15 protein-coding genes are annotated in these 22,187 nt (G+C 31.1%); 12 read left to right on the plus strand and 3 right to left on the minus strand.

The window, feature by feature from the left end:
* Positions 1–6: 6 nt before the first annotated feature.
* From ACQY1Q_RS11850 to ACQY1Q_RS11870, 5 genes are all read left to right on the plus strand, one after another.
* Positions 7–3,744: an efflux RND transporter permease subunit gene (locus tag ACQY1Q_RS11850; protein WP_431005534.1), complete on the plus strand. Its 3,738-nt coding sequence runs from the start codon at positions 7–9 to the stop codon at positions 3,742–3,744.
* A complete protein-coding gene (locus tag ACQY1Q_RS11855; protein WP_431005535.1) occupies positions 3,741–4,970 on the plus strand; it encodes a TolC family protein in 1,230 nt (409 codons plus the stop codon). Before ACQY1Q_RS11850 ends, ACQY1Q_RS11855 begins: the two co-directional genes overlap by 4 nt.
* 4 nt (positions 4,971–4,974) lie before the next feature.
* On the plus strand, positions 4,975–7,470 hold the full coding sequence (locus ACQY1Q_RS11860; protein WP_431005536.1) for a heavy metal translocating P-type ATPase: 2,496 nt from the start codon (positions 4,975–4,977) through the stop codon (positions 7,468–7,470).
* Positions 7,471–7,634: 164 nt separating this feature from the next.
* Positions 7,635–9,344: an efflux RND transporter periplasmic adaptor subunit gene (locus ACQY1Q_RS11865; RefSeq protein ID WP_431005537.1), complete on the plus strand. Its 1,710-nt coding sequence runs from the start codon at positions 7,635–7,637 to the stop codon at positions 9,342–9,344.
* Between the two features lie 7 nt (positions 9,345–9,351).
* Complete coding sequence (locus ACQY1Q_RS11870) at positions 9,352–9,768, plus strand: heavy-metal-associated domain-containing protein (protein ID WP_431005538.1); 417 nt, start codon at positions 9,352–9,354, stop codon at positions 9,766–9,768.
* Positions 9,769–9,787: 19 nt separating this feature from the next.
* Here ACQY1Q_RS11870 and ACQY1Q_RS11875 read toward each other — a convergent pair whose 3' ends face one another.
* Entirely contained in the window at positions 9,788–10,654 is an 867-nt protein-coding gene (locus tag ACQY1Q_RS11875) for an AraC family transcriptional regulator (RefSeq protein ID WP_431005539.1), read from the minus strand.
* Positions 10,655–10,746: 92 nt separating this feature from the next.
* On the opposite strand from ACQY1Q_RS11875, the gene ACQY1Q_RS11880 reads away from it, so the two are divergent.
* The 6 genes from ACQY1Q_RS11880 (at position 10,747) to ACQY1Q_RS11905 (ending at position 16,277) form a co-directional block, all read left to right on the plus strand.
* A complete protein-coding gene (locus ACQY1Q_RS11880; protein ID WP_431005540.1) occupies positions 10,747–11,694 on the plus strand; it encodes a polysaccharide deacetylase family protein in 948 nt (315 codons plus the stop codon).
* A 2-nt stretch (positions 11,695–11,696) separates the two neighbouring features.
* Positions 11,697–12,080 (plus strand): DoxX family membrane protein, encoded by a 384-nt coding sequence (locus ACQY1Q_RS11885; protein WP_431005541.1) that lies wholly within the window; start codon positions 11,697–11,699, stop codon positions 12,078–12,080.
* Between the two features lie 13 nt (positions 12,081–12,093).
* Entirely contained in the window at positions 12,094–13,200 is a 1,107-nt protein-coding gene (locus ACQY1Q_RS11890) for an alkene reductase (protein ID WP_431005542.1), read from the plus strand.
* A 7-nt stretch (positions 13,201–13,207) separates the two neighbouring features.
* On the plus strand, positions 13,208–13,591 hold the full coding sequence (locus ACQY1Q_RS11895) for a cupin domain-containing protein (RefSeq protein WP_431005543.1): 384 nt from the start codon (positions 13,208–13,210) through the stop codon (positions 13,589–13,591).
* 115 nt (positions 13,592–13,706) lie between these two features.
* The gene (locus ACQY1Q_RS11900) at positions 13,707–15,557 is read left to right on the plus strand and encodes a tetratricopeptide repeat-containing sensor histidine kinase (RefSeq protein WP_431005544.1); all 1,851 of its coding nucleotides are present in this window, start codon (positions 13,707–13,709) and stop codon (positions 15,555–15,557) included.
* A gap of 12 nt (positions 15,558–15,569) precedes the next feature.
* Positions 15,570–16,277 carry a LytR/AlgR family response regulator transcription factor gene (locus tag ACQY1Q_RS11905; protein ID WP_431005545.1) on the plus strand — a complete coding sequence of 236 codons (708 nt, stop codon included), beginning with the start codon at positions 15,570–15,572 and terminating at the stop codon, positions 16,275–16,277.
* Between the two features lie 10 nt (positions 16,278–16,287).
* Here the strand turns inward: ACQY1Q_RS11905 and ACQY1Q_RS11910 are convergent, their stop codons facing one another.
* Both ACQY1Q_RS11910 and ACQY1Q_RS11915 read right to left on the minus strand, forming a co-directional pair.
* Positions 16,288–16,680, minus strand: a complete 393-nt coding sequence (locus ACQY1Q_RS11910; protein ID WP_431005546.1) for a hypothetical protein — start codon at positions 16,678–16,680, stop codon at positions 16,288–16,290.
* A gap of 2,786 nt (positions 16,681–19,466) precedes the next feature.
* A complete protein-coding gene (locus tag ACQY1Q_RS11915; protein ID WP_431005547.1) occupies positions 19,467–20,288 on the minus strand; it encodes an SDR family oxidoreductase in 822 nt (273 codons plus the stop codon).
* Between the two features lie 181 nt (positions 20,289–20,469).
* Here ACQY1Q_RS11915 and ACQY1Q_RS11920 point away from each other — a divergent pair, with 181 nt between their 5' ends.
* Positions 20,470–21,765, plus strand: a complete 1,296-nt coding sequence (locus ACQY1Q_RS11920) for a sensor histidine kinase (protein WP_431005548.1) — start codon at positions 20,470–20,472, stop codon at positions 21,763–21,765.
* Positions 21,766–22,187: the final 422 nt, after the last annotated feature.

The raw sequence follows: 22,187 nt of genomic DNA on the forward strand, positions 1-22,187 counted from the left end.
CACAATATGTTGCATAAAAGCATTAAATTTTTAATAGAAAATAAGTTGGTAGCCGTATTACTACTCGTCCTTTTTTTAGGTTGGGGTATAGTACATGCACCATTTCAATGGGAAACCGGGTTTTTACCTACAAATCCCGTGGCTGTTGATGCCATTCCCGATATAGGAGAGAACCAACAAATTGTCTTTACGAAATGGGAAGGACGCTCTCCACAAGATATAGAAGATCAAATAACATATCCATTAACAACTACCTTATTAGGAATACCGGGAGTAAAAACCATACGAAGTTCTTCTATGTTTGGTTTTTCAAGTATCTATATCATTTTTGAAGAGGATATAGAGTTCTATTGGAGTAGATCTCGAATCCTTGAAAAACTAAATTCGCTTCCGTCAGGCTTATTGCCTAATGATGTAAGCCCTACTTTAGGGCCTGATGCTACCGGATTAGGACAAATATTTTGGTATACCTTAGAAGGAAGAGATGAAAAAGGAAATGTAACCGGCGGTTGGGATTTACATGAATTACGAAGTATACAAGATTATTATGTAAAGTATGCCTTATCGGCGGCTAGTGGAGTTTCAGAAGTGGCCTCTATCGGAGGGTATGTTCAGGAATATCAAATTGACGTGAATCCTGAATTAATGCGTCAGTATTCAATAAGTTTACAGCAAATTGTTAAAGCAGTCAAAGAAAGCAATCAGGATGTTGGAGCACAAACTACTGAAATCAATCAGGCGGAATACCTGGTTAGAGGTTTAGGGTATGTAAAATCGATAGCTGATATAGAAAATGCAGTAGTGAGTTCTGAAAATTACACACCTATCAAAATAAAAGATGTAGCCAAAGTAACCTTAGGCGCTATGACTCGTAGAGGAGTTTTGGATAAAGAAGGAGCTGAGGTTGTAGGTGGAGTAGTTGTAGCACGTTACGGAGCTAATCCGTTAGAAGTAATTACTAATGTAAAGGAAAAGATAAAGGAAATAGCTTCTGGCTTACCTTCAAAAAAATTAAAAGATGGTAGTACTTCTCAGTTAACCATTGTTCCTTTTTATGATCGCACAGAACTGATTCATGAAACATTAGAAACTTTAAATGAAGCTTTAACATTGGAAATCTTAATTACCATTTTGGTAATAGTGGTTATGGTATTCAATTTACGAGCCTCTGTGTTAATTTCCGGATTATTACCCATAGCTGTATTAATGGTGTTTATAGCCATGAAAGCTTTTGGTGTAGATGCTAACATTGTAGCACTTTCAGGAATAGCCATTGCTATAGGTACCATGGTAGATGTAGGCGTCATACTGTCTGAAAATATTATTAGACATTTAGAACAAAACAAGGAAAAGCTTCCTATTAATACATTAGTTTACAGTGCAACTACTGAGGTTTCAGGAGCTATTATCACGGCAGTAATGACAACTGTTATCAGTTTTATTCCGGTGTTTACTATGATAGGAGCAGAAGGTAAATTGTTTAGACCGTTAGCTTTTACTAAAACTTTTGCATTAATAGCTTCTATTATCGTAGCATTGTTTTTAATACCGCCATTTGCAGCTGCTATTTTTAAAAATAGCATAGTAACCAATAAATTGAAATATGCAATCAACGGTCTTTTAATTTTTCTGGGAATTACAGGTTTAATTTACGGACATTGGTTAGGAATAGGAATTGTTGGTTTTGGCGTTATAGGAATGTTGGTGCTTCTGGAGAAAATTCCATATCGAAAGGCTAATAAATTAAACATTCTAGTATCAGCACTAATTATAGTAGGATTGTTGGCAGCTTATTGGCGTCCTTTAGGAGTTGAAAGAAGTGTTTTTTTAAATAGCATTTTTGTAGGAATTATCTGTTTTGGAATTTTGGGGATTTTTAATCTTTTCCAGAAATATTATGCAGCTATTTTGCAATGGGCATTGGAAAACAAAATCTTGTTTTTAACCATTCCGGTAACTGTGTTGATTTGCGGATTTCTTATTTTCAAAAACACAGGAAAAGAATTTATGCCTTCTTTAAATGAAGGGTCGTTCTTGTTAATGCCAACGTCAATGCCTCATTCCGGAGTGGAAGAAAATAAAAGAGTGTTACAACAGTTAGATATGGCTGTGGCAACTATTCCTGAAATAAAAACGGTAGTAGGAAAAGCTGGTAGAACCGAGTCTGCATTAGACCCAGCGCCCATGTCTATGTATGAAAACATTATTTTATACAAACCCGAATATATTTTAAACTCAGAAGGAAAACGCCAACGATACAAAGTGAATGATAAAGGTTGGTTTGTTCTTAAAAATGGTGAAGCTGTAGCCAATCCTAATACCACAGATGAGGTTACTTCAATTATTGGTTTTTCGGAAGTAGTTGCAGATGATTTAATAGAAGATCCAAACGGAGAGTTCTATAGAAATTGGCGTCCGGAAATTAAATCACCGGATGATATTTGGAATGAAATAGTGAAAGTAACAAAACTTCCGGGGGTAACCTCAGCTCCTAAATTACAACCTATTGAAACCCGATTGGTAATGTTACAAACGGGGATGCGTGCTCCTATGGGAATTAAGGTGAAAGGACAAGATTTAAAACAAATTGAGGCTTTTGGCTTGGAGTTAGAACATATATTAAAAGAAGTTGAAGGGGTAAAAAAGGAAGCTGTTTTTGCAGATAGAATTGTTGGAAAACCTTATCTATTGATAGATATTGATAGAGAAAAAATAGCCCGTTACGGTATTTCTATTCAAACAGTACAAGAAGTACTTAAAGTAGCGGTTGGAGGTATGCAATTAACCCAAACGGTGGAAGGAAGAGAGCGTTATGGAATTCGAGTACGATATCCTAGAGAGTTACGTTCTAGTCCTGATGATTTAGAAAATATATACATACCGGTATCTAAAGGAAGTCCGGTTCCTTTAAGTGAATTAGCAACCATTCGTTATGAACAAGGTCCTCAGGTTATTAAAAGTGAAGATACTTTTTTAATTGGTTATGTGTTATTTGATAAAATGGCAGGATATGCCGAAGTGAATGTTGTAGAAACAGCCCAAAAGGCAATTCAAGCGAAAATAAATGCGGGCGAATTGGTTGTACCTAAAGGAGTGTCATATCAATTTACAGGAACCTATGAAAATCAGCTAAGAGCAGAGAAAACTTTATCAGTTGTGGTTCCGTTAGCTTTACTAATTATTTTCTTAATTCTATATTTTCAATTCAAGTCCGTAACTACTTCATTAATGGTGTTTACAGGGATTGCAGTAGCATTTGCCGGAGGCTTTATTATGATGTGGTTATATGGTCAAGGCTGGTTTTTAAATTTTAGTGTATTCGGACAAAATTTAAGAGAACTATTTCGAATGCATCCTATTAATTTAAGTGTAGCCGTTTGGGTTGGTTTTATAGCCTTGTTTGGAATTGCTACAGATGATGGAGTAGTAATGGCCACTTACTTAAAACAATCGTTTGAAAAAGATAAACCACAAAGTATTGAAGCCATAAGAAGTGCTGCTTTGCAGGCCGGAAATAAACGAATCAGAGCTTGTTTAATGACGACAGCCACTACCATTTTGGCATTATTACCGGTGTTAACTTCTACTGGAAGAGGAAGCGATATTATGATTCCTATGGCAATACCAAGTTTTGGCGGAATGATTATAGATGTAACTTCTTATTTCATAGTACCGGTATTGTATAGCTGGCGAGAAGAATTTTTATTCAAACGTGAACAAGCTACTAAAACAACAAGTTTATGAGAGCAAAGAAAATCAAAAATATACTAATGGGATTGTGTTTGTTTTTTATAGGAAAAACACAAGCACAAGAATTACAAGTGTTGCTAGACGAAGCTTTACAGAATAACCCTCAAATAGAACAATTTGAACATCAATATAAACGTATTTCAGAGAAAAAAGAAGAGGTAAATTCGTTACCTAACACAGAGGTAGGTGTAGGAGTTTTTGTAAGTACTCCGGAAACAAGAACAGGAGCACAACTTTTTAAGCTTTCTGCAAAACAAATGTTACCTTGGTTCGGAACTATTACTGCCAGAGAAAATTATGTGACAACGTTAGCAGAAGCCAGTTATCAGGATATTGTAATAACAAAACGTAAATTAATAAATGCGGTTTCTCAGTTATACTATAAGCTCTATGAAAATAAAGCCAAGCAAAAAGTATTAGAGGAGAATAACCAATTATTAAGTACGTATGAGAAACTGGCATTAACTTCATTAGAAGTTAATAAAGCTTCTGCTGTTGACATTTTAAAATTACAAATGCGTCAAAATGAAATAGCACAACAAAAAGAAGTGTTGCAAGAACAACTTCTTGGAGAGCAAGCATCTTTAAATAAGTTGTTAAACAGAAATGCTGCCACGGTTATTAATGTGATAGATACTTTGGAGTTACCTATGAACACCGAAAAAATCTCTGCAGAAAATTTGGCAATACATCCGGAATTGGTGAAGTATGATAAATTATATGCTTCAGTAACGCAATCGGAATTATTGAATAAAAAAGAAGAGAAGCCAATGATTGGATTTGGAATCGATTATATTAATGTAGAAAAAAGACCTACTATGGATTTCAATGATAACGGTAAAGATATTGTAATGCCTATGGTATCGTTATCCATTCCAATTTTTAACAAAAAGTACAGTTCGGTTAGCAAACAAAATAAATTAAAACAAGAAGAAATCACTTCACAAAAACAAGAAAGACAAAACGTGTTAGAAGCTTCTTTACAAAATGCATTAGCCAAGCGTAATGCAGCTATGATAACGTATCGTACACAAGTTAAAAATTTGAAGCAAGCAAAAAATGCAGAACAAATTTTACTGAAAAGTTATGAAACCGGAATCATTGATTTTAATGATGTATTAGATATTCAGGAATTACAACTAAAATTTCAATTGAGTATGATTACATCAGTAGTAAACTATTATACACAAAGTACTATTATTAATTATTTAATAAAGTAAACAGATGAAACATACATATCACATACATGGCATGAGCTGTAATGGCTGTAGAAGTCATGTAGAAGAAATATTATTAAATATAGAAGGAGTATCAGATGCCGTTGTCAATTTAGAAAAAGCTGAAGCAACTGTAACATCAGAAACTCATATTTCTCTGGAAAAATTACAGGAAGCCTTTAAAAAAGATGGAGGTAATTACAGCATTCATCCTTTAGGAGAGCATGCCCATACAATTCCTAAAAAAGGAAAGACAAAAGAAAAAGGAACAGGAATCTTTTATTGCCCAATGCATTGTGAAGGAGATAAAACATATCCTAAACCAGGAGACTGCCCGGTTTGCGGAATGGACTTAGTGGAAGAAAAAAGTTCAGTTTCAAAACAGATACAATTTACATGTCCAATGCACCCGGAAATAATAAAAGATGAACCCGGAGCTTGCCCAATTTGTGGAATGGATTTAGTGCCTCTGGAAGCTGAAGTTTCAGAGGAAGAAAAAAATTATAAAAAACTAAAAAAGAAGTTTTGGATTGCTACTGCCTTTACGTTACCTATTTTTCTGATAGCGATGTCAGAAATGCTGACGGAAAATCCGTTATATGCAGTTGTAAACCAAAAAACATGGAACTGGATTCAATTTGTGTTATCAATTCCTGTAGTTTTCTATGCGACTTGGATGTTTTTTAAACGTGCTTGGGTATCTATTAAAACGACCCATCTAAACATGTTTACCCTTATTGGTGTCGGAGCAGGAATAGCATGGGTATTTAGTGTATTTGCCATGATTTTTCCTAGTATTTTTCCTAATGATTTTAGAACGTCGGAAGGTAATGTATTTGTGTATTTCGAAGCAACAACCGTTATTTTAACATTGGTTTTATTGGGGCAGTTGTTAGAAGCAAGAGCACACAGTCAAACAAGCGGAGCAATTAAAGAGTTATTAAAGTTAGTGCCTTCTACAGCTACATTGGTAGTTAATGGTGAAGATACCATAATAGCAATTGATAAGATAAAAAAAGGAGATATACTACGAGTAAAACCTGGAGAAAAAATCCCTGTTGACGGAATTATCCTAGAAGGAAGTAGTAGTGTAGATGAGTCAATGATCACGGGTGAGCCGATTCCGGTAGATAAAAATAAAGACGATAAAGTTAGTTCAGGAACTATTAATGGTAACAAATCGTTTGCTATGAAAGCAGAAAAAGTAGGAGCTGATACGTTATTATCTCAAATAATACACATGGTTAATAATGCCAGCCGTTCAAAAGCACCTATACAAAAGCTGGCAGATACTATTGCTAAATATTTTGTACCTATTGTTTTAATAGTATCGGCTATCACTTTTGTGGTTTGGGTAGTTTTTGGCCCGGATCCGGCTTATGTATATGCATTTGTAAATGCAATAGCCGTACTTATCATTGCGTGTCCTTGCGCTTTAGGGTTGGCAACACCCATGTCGGTAATGGTGGGAGTGGGAAGAGGCGCACAATCCGGAGTACTTATTAAAAATGCAGAAGCTTTGGAAAGAATGAACAAAGTGGATACCGTAATAGTTGATAAAACAGGAACTTTAACAGAAGGAAAACCATCGGTAGAAAATGTAACGGCGTTAGGTTTGTATGCTAATGAAGTAATAGTACATTATATAACTTCTTTAAATCAATATAGTGAACATCCTTTGGCTGAAGCAATTGTAAAATATGGTAAACTAAAAAAAGCATTAATAAGTGAAGTGAAAGACTTTGAGGCGGTTACCGGAAAAGGTGTTATAGGAACGGTAGATACTCAAAAAATTGTTTTAGGAAATAAAGCCTTACTCGAACAGTTAGCTATTGAAATTTCTGAAGAAGTAAAAGAAGCGGTTAATGACAAACAAGCTCAAGGAAAAACGGTTTCTTATATAGCTGTAAACAACGAAGTTGCCGGTTATGTAACCATTTATGATGCTATTAAAAGTACGAGTAAAAAAGCCATTGCTGAGTTACAAAACAATGGAGTTGAAGTGATAATGTTAACAGGAGATAATAACAATACAGCAAAAGCAGTTGCAGAACAATTAAAATTACAACACTATAAAGCAGAATGTTTACCGGAAGATAAATTGAATGAAATTAATGTTCTACAGCAGCAAGGAAAAATTGTGGCAATGGCGGGTGATGGTATTAATGATGCCCCGGCCTTGGCTAAAGCAGATGTAGGAATCGCTATGGGAACAGGTACAGATGTAGCTATAGAAAGTGCCGGAATTACTTTGGTAAAAGGAGATTTACAAGGCATTGTAAAAGCTAAAAAGCTAAGCCATCATGTGGTAAAAAATATTCGAGAAAATTTATTTTTTGCATTTGTATATAACGTACTGGGAGTTCCAATAGCTGCAGGTATTTTATATCCGGTTTTCGGAATTTTACTTTCTCCAATGATTGCTGCATTAGCCATGAGTTTTAGTTCAGTTTCCGTAATAACCAATGCACTTCGATTAAGAAAATTAAAAATAGAAGAATAGCATTACAAGATAAAAATAAACAGATAGAACACTTACAAAAATTAGACAAAACGAGTCAATCGCTTCCTTAGAGGAATCAAATACATGAAGATATATGTATTTAGTGAGTTTTCGCTAACTATCTAAAATAGTAAAAAATAAGTATTTAATTAAAACGTATTCAAGTGAAAAAATACATACAATATATACTATTACTAATCGTAGGTATTGTAATAGGTTGGTTACTTTTTGGAGGTAAAACCAAAGAAAGAGGGAATCATGAGCATGCTACAGAAAATAGTGATAAAAAACAATTTTGGACCTGCTCTATGCATCCCCAAATTATGCAACCCGAACCGGGAGATTGCCCAATTTGCGGAATGGATTTAATTCCTGCAGAAGCAGGAGCAGATGGGTTAGCTGCCGATCAATTTAAAATGACAAAAAATGCCTTGGCTTTGGCAGATATTCAAACAACTATGATTGGAGTATTAGACATAGCTAATGGAAGTAGTACCTTGTCGGGAAAAATTGTTGAAAATGAAGCAACCAATAGTGTGCAGGCCAGTTATTTTTCCGGAAGAATAGAAAGTTTAAAAGTAAACTTTACAGGAGAAAAAGTTGTTAAAGGTCAGTTATTAGCAACCATTTATGCACCGGAGTTAGTAAAAGCACAGCAGGAATTACTTACCGCAGCTACTTTGAAAGAATCTCAGCCGGCTTTATACAAGGCAGTACGAAATAAACTAAAACTATGGAAACTTTCTGAAAATCAAATCAATCAAATAGAAAGTTCAAAACAAGTAAAAGAATATTTTCCTGTGTATGCTACTGTATCCGGAACAGTTTTAGAAAAATTAGTTGAGGTAGGTGATTATGTCAAGCAGGGGCAAGCATTGTTTAAAATAGCAAACTTAAATTCTGTTTGGGCAAATTTTGATGTATATGAAAGTCAGATAGCTTCTTTTAAAGTAGGTCAGGAAATACAAATAAGTTCTAGTGCATACCCCGGCGAAACCTTTAAAGCTAAAATATCTTTTATAGATCCTGTAGTAAATACGCAAACTAGAATTGTAACGATGAGAGCTGTAATTGATAACTCAAAACAAAAATTTAAACCCGGCATGTTTATTTATGGAAAAGTTAAAAATAGCTCGTCAGAAAAAAATGAAGAAGTGGTAATTCCTGCTTCAGCAGTACTATGGACTGGTAAACGCTCTATAGTATATGTGAAACCTAAAGCAGAAGAACCTGTTTTTGAAATGAGGGAAGTCGTGTTGGGAAATCAAAGAGGAGATACTTACGAGATTAAAAAAGGACTTAGTTCCGGAGAAGAAATTGTAACAAACGGAGTTTTTACAGTAGACGCCTCAGCTCAGTTACAAGGAAAAAAGTCAATGATGAATCATACAAAATCCATTCAGGAAACCTATATAATACCTAATGCTTTTAAAGAACAATTACAAAATGCATATAACAGTTATATAGCTATTAAAAATGCTTTAATTGAAACAAACGGTGAAAAAGCTAAAGGACAGGCAACACAATTTATTTCAGAAATAAAAAAAATAAATATGGAATTGTTGAGTAATGAAAAGGCTCATAAAGAATGGATGTCGTTGCTAAAAACATTAAAATCGAGTAGTGAAGCTATTGCTCGTGTAACAGATGTTGAACAACAACGAAAACAATTTAAAATAGTATCAAACCATTTAATACTCGCTGTAGAAATATTTGGTATTCAAGAAACAGCATATAAACAATATTGTCCAATGGCAGATAGTGATAAAGGAGCCTATTGGTTAAGCAAAGAAAAACAAGTCTTAAATCCGTATTTTGGAGATAAAATGCTAAAGTGCGGAGAAGTAAAACAAGTAATAAATAATAAACAATAATTAAATCATGAAAAAAGTAGTAGTAAGCATAGCGTTAATAGCTGTAATAGGATTGGTAAGCTGTAAAAACGAAACAAAAAAAGAAACCACTCAAACTGAACAAAAAGAAGTAGCCATGACTAAAACTACCTTTGGAGTTCGTGGAAATTGTGGAATGTGTAAGAGCACTATTGAAAAAGCAGCAAACGGAGTAGAAGGAGTAACCGAAGCAAATTGGGATAAAAACAAAAAGGAAATTCACGTTGCTTTTGACGGATCAAAAACGAATATAGAAGCTATTCATAAAGCAATTGCAGCTTCCGGATATGATACAGATAAAGTTTCAGGAAGTGAGGAATCATATAACAATCTTCCGGGATGTTGTCAATACGACCATGAAATGAAAATGAGTTTAAAAGAAGGAACTACAGAAGAAACTCATTAATAAACATGAAAAAACCTTTCTATACTATGGAAAGGTTTTTTTTGTTTCTGTAAACTTTAGGAGTAATTCCTTTATGTTTTTTAAAAAACTTAGTAAAATGGCTAGCGTCAGTAAATTGTAACCTAATAGCAATTTCACTAACAGTTAATTTACTGGAGCCTAATAACCGCTCAGCTGTTTTTAATTTAGTTTGAGTAATAAGTTGTTGAAGATTCATTCCTGTGTGCTTTTTAATAAAAGTACCTACATAGTTAGGAGACATTAAAAAAGTTTCAGCAATGTTTTGAATACTAAGTTTACTGCTATCAAAAATATGTTGCCTAACATAAGAAAGAAGAGCCGTTATTTTATCGGCTTTAGCCAGTTGTTCCGGAGAAATTAAATTATTTTTGAATTGTAAATTTCTAGCAATAATGGTAATTAACGCACCAAAAAGTTCAAGAACAATACGCCTGCTAAATATATCTTTAGAAAGATATTCTTCTTTGATGATTTCTAAAATCTGAAATACTTTTTTATAATCGTTTTCATTATAAATAATAGCACCTGGTTGCGTATTAGGATTTAACAAAATACGATCTATTTTTCGCTGCCAATTATTAGTTGCATTCGTTTCATTTTTTTCAGCAAATAACTGTTCAGTAAATTTTAAAAAAGTAAAAACAGTTTTCTCTTTTATTTCAAATCGATGTTTATCATTGGGACCTAAGAGAAAAACGTCTCCTTTAGTATATGAAAAAGTAACATCATTCATAATCTGAAGTCCATGACCACTTTCAATAAAAATTAACTCATAAAAGTTATGAGTATGCTCCGGATATTCCCATACTTCTTTTTCAAAAGAAAAAATATTTAAAGAATGATGACTAAAATAACGTGGTATCATAAGGGTTAGAAATGTACAAAAAAACAATGGATTTATACAAAAAATAACGTGAGAACCGCAGCTAAATTTGTAAGGAATTAAAATCACAAAAAATGAAAATATTAAAAATGATAGCATATACTTTTCTAATGTCCTTATTGGGATGTAAAACAGAAAAGAAAGACTTTACAGAGCATGAGCAAGGGAATTGGCCTAACAATGCTCGTTTGGTTATCTCTTTTTCAATGCAATTTGAAACAGGAGGGCAACCAGAAGGAGCAGAAAGTCCATTTTCAGGAAAACCGTTGCCAAAAGGTCAGGTTGATTTACCGGCGGAAAGCTGGTTTCGTTATGGAGCAAAAGAAGGGGTATATAGAATGTTGGATTTATGGGATAAACATCAAATAAAAGTTACATCACATGTTGTGGGAGAAGCTGCAATCCGCTACCCGGAAGTAGCTAAAGCAATAGCAAACAGAGGACATGAAATTGCTGCTCACGGAATAGCTTGGGATGATCAATGGAATATGAGTTATGAAGAAGAATTAAATTTTGTAAAAAAAGGAATTGACACGGTTGAAGCTATTACCGGACAAAGAGGAATAGGATATAACTGTAATTGGCTAAGGAGAAGTCCTAATACATTAAAGGTATTACAAGAATTAGGATTTTTATATCATATTGATGATTTAAGTAGAGATGAACCATTTATCACTAAAGTAAGAGGAAAAGATTTTGTTGTAGTACCTTATACATTACGTAATAATGATATTGTAAATATTGAAGGAAAGCAATGGTCTCCTGATCAATTTTTAGAACAATTAAAAGCAGAATTTAATCAATTATATGAAGAAGGAAAGAGTAAAAGAAGAATGATGTCTGTTAGTTTACATGATCGTATTGGCGGAAAACCCTCAGTAGTTCGTGTTGTAGATGAGTTTATTCAATATGCCAAAAAACACAAGGGAGTTGTTTTTATGCGTAAAGATGAAATAGCTAAAATGGTTAAAAATGATCCCAATACACCGATAGATAACTCAGAATTAGAATATAATCAGTAAAAATGAAAGCAAAAAACACCGCCTATTTATTTATCAGAATCCTTGTGGGAATTAATTTTTTTACCCACGGTTTGGTAAGATTACCTAAAATAAATGCATTTAGTAACTGGATGATTACTACTTATGAGTCAACATTTCTTCCAAAAGTAATGGTTCAGATTTTTTCTCAAACAGTACCATATATAGAATTGTTATTAGGAGCAGCCTTGTTTTTAGGAATTTATACATATAAAACAACCATAGCAATAGGAGTATTACTAACGGTATTGTTATTTGGAGCTTGTTTACTTGAAAAGTGGGATTGGGTGGCTTTTCAAATGATATATGCTTTATGTGCTTATCTATTGATAAGTCGTATAGAAGATAATACCTATAAAATAATATAAAAATAAATTCAAAATGAAATATCCTAACTTATTTAATAAATATAAAATGGGTAATTTAGAGCTATCTAATCGTTTTTTAATGGCTCCCATGACTCGCTCAAGAGCAACTGAACCTAACGATATGCCTAATGAATTAATGGCAGAGTATTATCAGCAAAGAACATCTGCAGGAATTATAATTACCGAAGCAACTCAAATATCTCAGCAAGGTAAAGGTTATGCAAAAACTCCGGGAATTTACCTAGAAGAACAAATTAATGGATGGAAGTTAGTAACGCAAGCAGTGCATAAAAAAGGAGGTAAAATATTTTTACAATTATGGCATGTAGGAAGAGTTAGTTCGTCAAAAGTAAATGAATTGCAACCTTTAGGGCCATCTGCAATCAAAGCTAAAGATACACAAGTATATATTTTTGATGGCGCACCTAATGGTGATGCCACATTTGTTCCGGTAGATACACCTAAAGAAATAACTTTAGAAGAAATTAAAGAAACAATAAACGACTTTAAAAAAGCAGCAAAAAATGCAATTGAAGCAGGATTTGACGGCGTAGAAATTCATGGAGCAAATGGATATTTGATTGATCAGTTTTTGAGAAGTAATAGCAACCAACGAACCGACAACTATGGAGGATCACAAGAAAATAGAATACGCTTTTTAGTAGAAGTAACTGAAGCTGTTGTTAATGAAATCGGAGCAGATAAAACAGGAGTAAGGCTTTCACCTTTTATTAGTTTTAAAGACATGGAAGATCCGGAAATTTTAGATACCATTATGTTAGCAGCAAAATCTCTTGATACAATAGGGGTTGCATACATTCATTTATGTGAGGCAGATTGGGATGATGCTCCGATTATTCCCAAAGAATTTAGAGAAGAATTGAGAGAAAACTTTAGTAACACAATTATAGCAACAGGAAATAAAACTCCGGAAGAGGGCGAGGCTTTATTAGAAGAAAATTTGGTTGATTTAATCGGTTTTGGAAGAAACTTTTTAAGTAATCCTGATTATCCGGAACGAGTAAAACAAGGAGCTGCTTTAAATTCAATAACAGACGGGCATACTTTGTTTGGCGGTGGAAATGCCAGAGGTTATACAGACTATCCTTTCTTAAAATAAGTTGTCAATGAAAACAGTTATACTACATAAAAAAGGAGAATGGAATCATTGGACCAAAGAGAAGATAGAAGAGTTAGAAAAAGGAGAATTTAATACTCAGGTAGGTGAGTTCCTGCTTTTTGAGAATACGCAATGCAAAGTGTGGAGTATTGAATTAGAACCCGGAAAAAGTTTGCCATTTCATAAACATAACAAATCCTATTTTTGGACAGCGTTGAATTTTGGAACAGCGGTTTCGTGTTATAATGATGGACGCATTGTTGAGAATATATATGAAAAGGGAGATACACAGTTTTATGAAGGCTTAAATAATGAACATTACTTTATACATAACCTGGAAAATAAAGGGAGTACCATATTAAAATTTATAACAGTTGAATTTATCAGTTAAATAGTTTGCGGGATAATTTTTATCCCGCTTTTTTATACCCTAAAAAAGTAATCAAGACTAATTAATACCATATTTTTGCTAAAAAGAGAAAAAAAATTCCTCTAAAAAAAGCAAAATGTTTAGAAGCCCAAAAAACGGTTATATACTTATATTACTATGTGTGCTGTGGAGTAATAAGATACAAGCTCAAACATTCTTTAAGTTAGACTCCTTAAGAAAACAAGGCAATTATAAAGAGTATCGTAATGAACTATATCATATTTCTGAAGAAGTAAAAAAAAGTAAAGACGAAAAAGATGATTTAAAGCTACATATAAAATTTTTAGAGTATTATAAGCAATTTGAATTTAATGTAGATTCAATAAATAAATATTATAACAAAGGAAAAGAACTAGCCTTGAGTTATAATAATGAACCCTATCGTCTGAATTTTGAATATATGTGGGCAGACCATTTGGTTAGTCAAGGACAATATGCAAAAGCACTGGTTATTTTTCAATCCTTAGAAAAAGTATTAAATGAAAAAGAGTATACATTTATACCTAATTTTTATGATGCTTATGCCCGATTGTTTTTCTTCTTAAAAGACTATGAAGATTCGCTTACAATGTTAAAAAAGGAAGCAGAAATTTTTGAAGAAAGACAACAATACGAGAATATATGTGCCGTATATAACAATATCGGTATCTTATATAAGGCGCAAAATCAAAAAGACTCTTCATTATACTATCATCAAAAATCTCAAGAAATAAATTTAAGATTAAAAGATACACTAGGCGTAATTATGTCTTATAACAATATGGGATTAACATATTATGAGAATAACGATTTGTTTAATGCTGAAAAATTTTACAGAAAAGCATTTAACTACGCTCCGGGTAGAGTTACTAAAAGTTTACTGAATAATTATGCAACCCTACTTTTAATAAGAGGTAATTATAAAAAAGCAGAAGAGTTTCTGTTGGCAGTTAAAGAAAAAGGTGAAAATAAAGAATTAATCAAAGATGCTTTAACACAACTGGTGACTTTACATAAAATGCAAAAAAACTTTAAAGAAGCAGTTAAGTATCAAGAAGAGCTAAGTTTGATTTCAGAAGATTTATTAGATGAAATTAAAATAAAAGAAATAAAACGTTTACAAGTAGTACACGAAACAGAAAAAAAAGAACAACAAATACAATTACTTCAAGAAAAAACAGAAGCCCAGCAAACAATTATTAAAAAAAATAAATTAATAGTAACCATTGTACTAATAGTGCTTTTGTTAGTAGTAATTATGTTTATAATGTATTTACGCAATAAGATTAATTTAGATAAACTTAATAAGTTACAATTACAACAACAGTTATTGCGCTCACAAATGAATCCGCATTTTATTTTTAATGCATTATCTAATATTCAAACAAATATTTTAAAAAGTGAGAATGAAAAAGCAGTCAAATACTTAACTAAATTTTCAAAACTATTAAGATACAATCTTGAAAATTCAAATTTAGATAAAGTTACATTCTCTAAAGAAATTCAATCAATAACAGATTATTTAGACTTACAAAAATTAAGATTAGATAATACGTTAGATTACACATTACTTATTGATGAAACTATTGAACAAGATTTTATACAAATACCGGCTATGATTATTCAACCAATCATAGAAAATGCCATAGAACATGGAATTGAAGGTGTTGAAAATCCTAAAATAACAATAGAAATCTCTGAAGCTGATGAAAAATTGATATGTATTGTAAAAGACAATGGAGTAGGCTACACAACTACACTTAATAAAAAGAATAAGAACACAACTAAAAAATCTCATGCAACCAAAATTATACAAGAACGATTAAGGTTGTTATCTAAAAAAATAAAACAATCATTAATCTTTTCAATTGACGATGTTAAAGATGTTGAAAACGGTACGGTAGGAACAAAAGTTATTATAACTTTGCCGGTTTTTGAAGAAGATTAAAATTATTACCAGATGAGAATACTAATTGTTGATGATGAGAAACAAATAAGAGAAGGACTAAAGATTTTAGTTGCTACTATTAAAGGAACAGAAGTTATAGGAGAAGCTTCAACTATAGAAGAGGCTAAAGAAAAAATAGAAACCTTACAACCAGATTTGGTATTGTTAGATATTCAAATCAAAGACAAAACAGGATTCGATATGTTAGATACTTTATCTGGCTATAACTTCAAACTCATTTTTGTGACAGCTTATAATGAATACGCTATCAAAGCCTTTAAATATAACGCATTTGATTATTTGCTAAAACCTGTTGATCCTGAAGAATTAGAAGCTGCAATAGAACGCTTAAAAGAACAAACAAATCATAATCAAAAACAATTAAGTATTTTAAAAGAAAACAAAGAACTAAACAGAATTATTATAAAAACAACAGAACAAATCTATGTATTAGATTTATCTGAAATAGTTCATTGTAAGGCAGATCAAGGGTATACTCATTTTTATACAAAACATAACAAACATATTTTAAGCTCAAAAACATTAAAAGAATATAATGAGCTTTTACCTAAAGAGCAGTTCATACGAGTACATCAATCTCATTTAGTAAATTGGGAATATGTGTCTTCCTTTGATAAAAAAGGAGAATTAATTCTGAAAAATGAAGAAAGAATCCCCGTATCTGTGAGAAGACGACATATTGTATCAGAGCGTTTTTAAACTAAAAAAATTACTTTTCAGGATATTCATAATACTTTTCCTGACTTTGGTATGTCTTAAAATAATCATTCCAAGTTCCAATACGCTTATTTAGTTGAAACCATCCGTATTTTGAAGGACGGAATTCAAAAAATACACTTGTAAAAGAAGAAGGATTTTCATTATTACTTTCCTTTACTTCAAAAACCTGAAAACGAAACTTGTGAATAGCCGTTTCTTTATTCCAACCAACGTGTAGCGGAACAAACCAAGCAAAAGAGAAAAATCCAATACAGAATATTAAAAGAATTTTTGGAAATAGTAAGAACCACTTTTTATGTTCGGTGGTATTAATAACTATTCGTATTAAATTAAAAATAAGTAGTAAAACAATAACAAAAAATACAAGAATCGGGTTTTCCATTTTAATAACTATAAATTTCTTTTTGTGTTTTCAAGCTGAGCTAAATTCTTTTTTAAAAGAATCTAGCGATAATTCGGAGCAAGGTATAGTATCTTTCTATAGAAAATTAAAAGACTACAAAAGCGTAGGGCTCTATTTGATATTCGTACTAAGGTTGATGATTAATCAACATTTCAATAAGAAAAACGGGTTTAGTTTTTAGAAGCAAAAGACTAAAAAAATAATATCAGAAATTCAATTCAATCAATAAGTATGTAAATTAAAAAACGAGAAGTATTCAACCCAATACCTCTCGTTTATACAACTGTTTAATTAAAAAAATGAATAGTTAAAAAACTATTTGCGTTACTGAGCAATAGTACAACAGAATTATGAAAAAATGAGTTTGAATTATTATTTGTAGCCGTTTGTTTTATATACGCTGTTAACAAGATGAAAATGATTATAAAAAAGAAGAGAAGTACTCCCCCCGAAATACTCCCCATCTATAAACATTCAATAAAAAAATGAATAATGAATTCCTCAATGTTATTGTAAAGATAGATTTATACTTAAGAAAATAATTGAAGGATTCGATAAAAGGAGGAAAAATATAGGTGAGGAGTATTAAACAATTGATGATACAAGGAATGAGCTATATGAAGAGTATTAAAATATAAGTTATAGATATAAAAAGAGAAGTATTCCTAGAAAGGAATACTTCCAATAAAAAAAACTAACCAAACTTCTAAAAAATGAATAAACAATTTTTAAAAATCTGATGTAAAGATAATGTTGTTTTAATGCTTTTTATTTTTTCGTTAGTTTAAGTGACAGTTTGTGTAGATGAATGGTATAAAAAATATTTATCAATGGAAAACAGAGGTTTTTAAAACCGTTGGCTAGAAAATAAAGATTTTACTATATATAATAAGGTAATAAGTTTAGAAGCGTATTCAAATTGGATATCAGACTCTGGTTTATAATCAACTATATGTTTCGCAATTTCTTTACTAACCCATTTGTAAATTATAAAATTGTTGTGCAATGTATATTGTTTAACAAGTACCATTTTATGTTTTTCCATATATAAAATAACCAAATGAATTTAACGAGAAAGAAGTATTCATAAATCCCCTAAATTAAATGAATACTTCTTAGTTAGTTTTTATACTAAGGACTATGGAATCTATAATTGAATAGATATTTTTAGTCCAATCACAAAAATAAACCAACAAAAAAGTATGTAATTTAATTTTAGGTAATTGGTTAAAACGAAAAGATAAAATGCAAAAAAGATAAGATGAAGTGAGATATATAAAAAACAAAACCTCAAAATATATACTTTGAGGTTTTATTTAGAAGGGTTTAGAGTGTTATTCGTCACTATTAGCAAATAACTTTTCAAATATAAATCAGTAACTTTTATAATACAATACACAATAACCCTAAAAAACAACTCAGGGTTAACCATGATATGAAATACAAATACCCTGATAAGATTAAAAGATATTTTAACAAAATAGAATAGAACAAGAAATAGAGAAAAAGCCGTTGTTGGAAAATTATTGATAAAAGTATTTGCAATAAGAGCTTATAAACTACGAAGAAGTTGTTGTATAAAAAGAAAGAAGTACTCCATTTAACCCTTCAAAAAAATAGAATACTTCTTATTTAAAATCTTACATGTTGTAGATTGATTACAAAGGAACCATAATAAGGAAGGATATTCAAAAAAAATAGTTAACTAACATTAAAATTAGGTCAAAAAGTAAAAAATAAGAGGTTAATGGTAAAAATGTACTTAGAAATAAGGATATAATATTGTTTTTGAATGAGGAAGCTGAAAAAGAAAGAATCTATTAGATTATTAATAGATTCTTTTTAACCAAACATTGTTACACTTAAACATGATGTATTCAAATTAGTAAAGACAATTACATAAAAAATATACTCTTTTTTTAAAAAAAGAAAAACCACGTAAAATACGTGGAATTCTTTTTGGCAACTTTATAGTAAGGGGATGTAATTTCTAAGTCTTTATTTGTTGGGCAAACATATTTATATGTATGATTTTACAAGTTAATTTATATTTAAAGAAAAGTAAATTATAAATTAAAAACAAAACAAGAGATACTCTTTTTATTCACAAGAAAAATACATTTTTCAGTAAGAAAGTATGGCTATTTTTTTGAAAGTGAGTAGGTAACCTTTTTTTAAGAGAAAATAGGCTCACGAAGTAGTAAATGCTTGGTTAAAAACAGTAAAAAACAGATAGTGTATTTAAAAGAAAAAAGGTTCTACCTTACAAGAACCTTTTTAATTGATGTCATAATAAAATTCCCGAACTTGAATTATAACTGTCGCAATTTAGTTACAAAATTGTACCTAAAAAATACGGAAAATTACCAAAAGTAAACTCAGTGCTATCCCTTATGGCATACCTTAAAATCCCCATGTAATCCTAAAAGAAAAAAAGCCATGTAACTACATGACTTTTTTAGGAAGTTGATGATAAATGAAACAATTCAAAGTTATAAATCAAAAGTAAGGTGAATTAAAAAAAAATAGGTTAACTAAAAATTAAGGAATAATCAATTAAAAAGAGTTGAGTAATACTTTTTAAAGGCACTAAAAGTTTTTCTGTCTATAGATATAAGTAGTTAAACTAATTACTAAAAAAATAAAAATAGTATATCGGTATTTTTAAGTGTAGTTTAAAGTTTAACCTAAGAGAGTAACATTTCTTGTAAAAGGAGTTTTCAGCTAAAAACTCCTTTTTTAGTTAAATATATTTCAAATTAAAATTATAAAGCATTTTGAGGATTGGCATGTATATATTGATAATTTAAAAGTGATTTACTTTTAAGATTGCTAATCAATTTATACGACGTAGAATCTTCATTTGGAATAAAAGTAGGAGGAGGTAAGTTTATACTTTGTGCTGCTAACGTATAAAAATGTTCACGAGTTGGATGATCATCAGCACAACCATTAATAATTTCACCCCAACAATTTTGTTCAATAACTGCATTAATAAGTGCAATGCAGTCATCTAAATGAATCATATTTATAGGCGCATTACCATTAGCTAAGTTTTTTTTAGTAGCTAAAAATTTTCCCGGATGCCTGTTAGGCCCCATAAGACCTGCAAAACGAATAATACTAAGTCTGTTTGTTATTCCTTTTTGCAAAAGTTGCTCAGCAGCCAAAATAGCCTTACCGGAAGATTTCTCAGGACAAGCAAGAGTTTCTTCAGTAACCCAATTGTTGGTGTTCTGATAAACTGAAGAAGAACTAATAAAAATTACATTTTGATGATGTTGAACTCTATCTGCAATTTGGACTATTTTTTCTAAATAGGCTTGTTCAATATCAGAAGCATTTCTTTTGGGAGGCAAAACAATAATAACAATTTCACTTCCTTCTATAAATTCATCGATAACAGAAGTATCATTTGAATTTCCTAATGAGAAAATATAAGGAGTCAATCCTTTGTCAGTTAATAATGGTATTTTATTTTCAGAAGTTGTAGAGTTTTTAATTAGATATCCTTTAGATTTTAAAAACTCAGCTAAAGGTAAACCCAACCAGCCCGAACCAACAATACTTATCTGTTTTTTTAACATCAATGAATTAATATATTAATGAGTAAAAGCAAAAGTAAATAAAAATGTAAAGTACAAATAACGATATATTAAGTCAGTTCATCTATACTATTCGTACTGTTAATATATTACCACTACTATTATAAAGGCTAAATGTGTATCTTTAAGCAACAATAAGTATACAGTATACTTTCTCTTTCATATGAATCTAGAATTATTGAAAAAAATTGGAAAACTGGAAAGTTTTGAAATAAAAAATAGCAGTTTGGTGTTGTGTCTAACAGCGCCAGGACTATATATATATTCACTGTTGATTTTTCATTTTAATAAAAATGCTGTTGAAGTACCGTATATGAGAGAATTATTTGCGGCTCTATTTCTAATTGTTGGTTTGTTGCCCTTAACAAAGAAAAAGGAAGTAACAGAATATTATGGTCTATACGTATTTTTCTGTTTATTTCTGTTTCAACATTATTTAACTTATACTGTCGCTATTAATAGATTTTCAATAGATTATTTACTAGGAAACTTCATTGTAATGTTTGGGGGAATCCTATTACTCAATAACAGGCTATTGATTATTCTGTTTAGCACAACTCAGTTGATACATATGACCTATAGAGTATTAACTCTTAACGTAGATATAATAACAGAAGGAGCAGTTTTAATTTCTATAGTAACCATCTTTATATATTCCTTTATAATATTAAATGGAGTAATGCATCATCGTAAAAGTTTACAGGAAATAAATAAACAACTAGAAACAAAAATAGAACAACGTACAAAAGACTTAGAAACAAGAGCAAAAGAATTATATGAAAGAAATAAAGATCTTGAAGAATTTGCCTATGTAGTTTCTCATGATTTAAAAAGACCATTACGAAATATACATACATTGGCAGAATGGTTAACATCTTCAGAGCATACAGACGCCAAATGCGTACAAGAAGATTCTGAAATGGGAGAGAATCTTACTAAAATAAAGGAACAAGTAGAACAGATGGATTTATTAATTAATGGAATACTGAATTATTCTTTGCAGATGGAAAAGGAAAAAGAGTTGAAAAAAGTTGATGTTGACATTTTGGTGAAGAGAATTATTATGGTAAACTCATCTGAAAAATGCGTAATAGAGGTGAAAAATAAACTCCCCGAAGTATTATTTAACGAATCACAATTATTACAAGTTTTCCAAAACCTAATTCAAAATGCTATAAAACATAATAATAAGGAGTATATACATATTATGGTAGGAAGCGAAGAGAGAAAAGAGAAGTATGTATTCTTTATTGCTGATAACGGTCCGGGAATAGATGATAAGTATCACGAAAAGATATTTCAGTTATTTCAAAAATTAGAAGTAAACTCTCATGTAGATTCCATAGGGATAGGGTTAGCACTGGTAAAAAAGGTAATTGAAAGAAGTGGAGGAAGAGTATGGTTAGAAAGTAAAAAAGGAAAAGGCACCACTTTTTACTTTACAATAAGGAAAGATTAAATAAGAAAATAAGAGTAGAAGAAAGGAGCTATAATAGCTCCTTTTGTTGTTTTTATAAATAATCTAAAAACTAGTTATATTTTTTTTGATTTGTAAGTTATTGTTATTCATTGGTTTGGTTTAGTGTTTAAAAATACTTTAAAAAAAAGGTTAAAAAAAAGTTGTGGGGGTTGAAAAGGGTTGTATATTTGCACCCGCTAACGGAAATAGCAACAGCGAAAAGAGGTTAGCAACGTTCATTAAAATAGGGTTATAAGATACGGTGAGAGGGGTGAAAAAAAACTTCAAAAAAAGTTTGTTTGATAAGAAAAAAAGTGAGTATCTTTGCGGTCCGATTTTACGGGAGTTCATTGAGGTTAGGGTTGTAAAAACAGAGACGAAAAAAACTTAAAAAAAGTTTTGTCAGAATCAAATAAAGTTTT

The sequence above is a fragment of the Tenacibaculum sp. TC6 genome, assembly GCF_050606265.1.
In the GTDB taxonomy this organism is placed as follows: Bacteria; Bacteroidota; Bacteroidia; order Flavobacteriales; family Flavobacteriaceae; genus Polaribacter.

Excerpts from the sequence above, each read along its gene's own strand:
- ACQY1Q_RS11900 (WP_431005544.1), top strand. The coding sequence starts at position 13,707 with ATGTTTAGAAGCCCAAAAAACGGTTATATACTTATATTACTATGTGTG.
- ACQY1Q_RS11860 (WP_431005536.1), top strand. The coding sequence starts at position 4,975 with ATGAAACATACATATCACATACATGGCATGAGCTGTAATGGCTGTAGA.
- ACQY1Q_RS11910 (WP_431005546.1), bottom strand. The coding sequence starts at position 16,680 with ATGGAAAACCCGATTCTTGTATTTTTTGTTATTGTTTTACTACTTATT.
- ACQY1Q_RS11875 (WP_431005539.1), bottom strand. The coding sequence starts at position 10,654 with ATGATACCACGTTATTTTAGTCATCATTCTTTAAATATTTTTTCTTTT.
- ACQY1Q_RS11895 (WP_431005543.1), top strand. The coding sequence starts at position 13,208 with ATGAAAACAGTTATACTACATAAAAAAGGAGAATGGAATCATTGGACC.
- ACQY1Q_RS11855 (WP_431005535.1), top strand. The coding sequence starts at position 3,741 with ATGAGAGCAAAGAAAATCAAAAATATACTAATGGGATTGTGTTTGTTT.
- ACQY1Q_RS11885 (WP_431005541.1), top strand. The coding sequence starts at position 11,697 with ATGAAAGCAAAAAACACCGCCTATTTATTTATCAGAATCCTTGTGGGA.
- ACQY1Q_RS11880 (WP_431005540.1), top strand. The coding sequence starts at position 10,747 with ATGAAAATATTAAAAATGATAGCATATACTTTTCTAATGTCCTTATTG.
- ACQY1Q_RS11905 (WP_431005545.1), top strand. The coding sequence starts at position 15,570 with ATGAGAATACTAATTGTTGATGATGAGAAACAAATAAGAGAAGGACTA.
- ACQY1Q_RS11850 (WP_431005534.1), top strand. The coding sequence starts at position 7 with ATGTTGCATAAAAGCATTAAATTTTTAATAGAAAATAAGTTGGTAGCC.
- ACQY1Q_RS11915 (WP_431005547.1), bottom strand. The coding sequence starts at position 20,288 with ATGTTAAAAAAACAGATAAGTATTGTTGGTTCGGGCTGGTTGGGTTTA.
- ACQY1Q_RS11920 (WP_431005548.1), top strand. The coding sequence starts at position 20,470 with ATGAATCTAGAATTATTGAAAAAAATTGGAAAACTGGAAAGTTTTGAA.
- ACQY1Q_RS11890 (WP_431005542.1), top strand. The coding sequence starts at position 12,094 with ATGAAATATCCTAACTTATTTAATAAATATAAAATGGGTAATTTAGAG.
- ACQY1Q_RS11870 (WP_431005538.1), top strand. The coding sequence starts at position 9,352 with ATGAAAAAAGTAGTAGTAAGCATAGCGTTAATAGCTGTAATAGGATTG.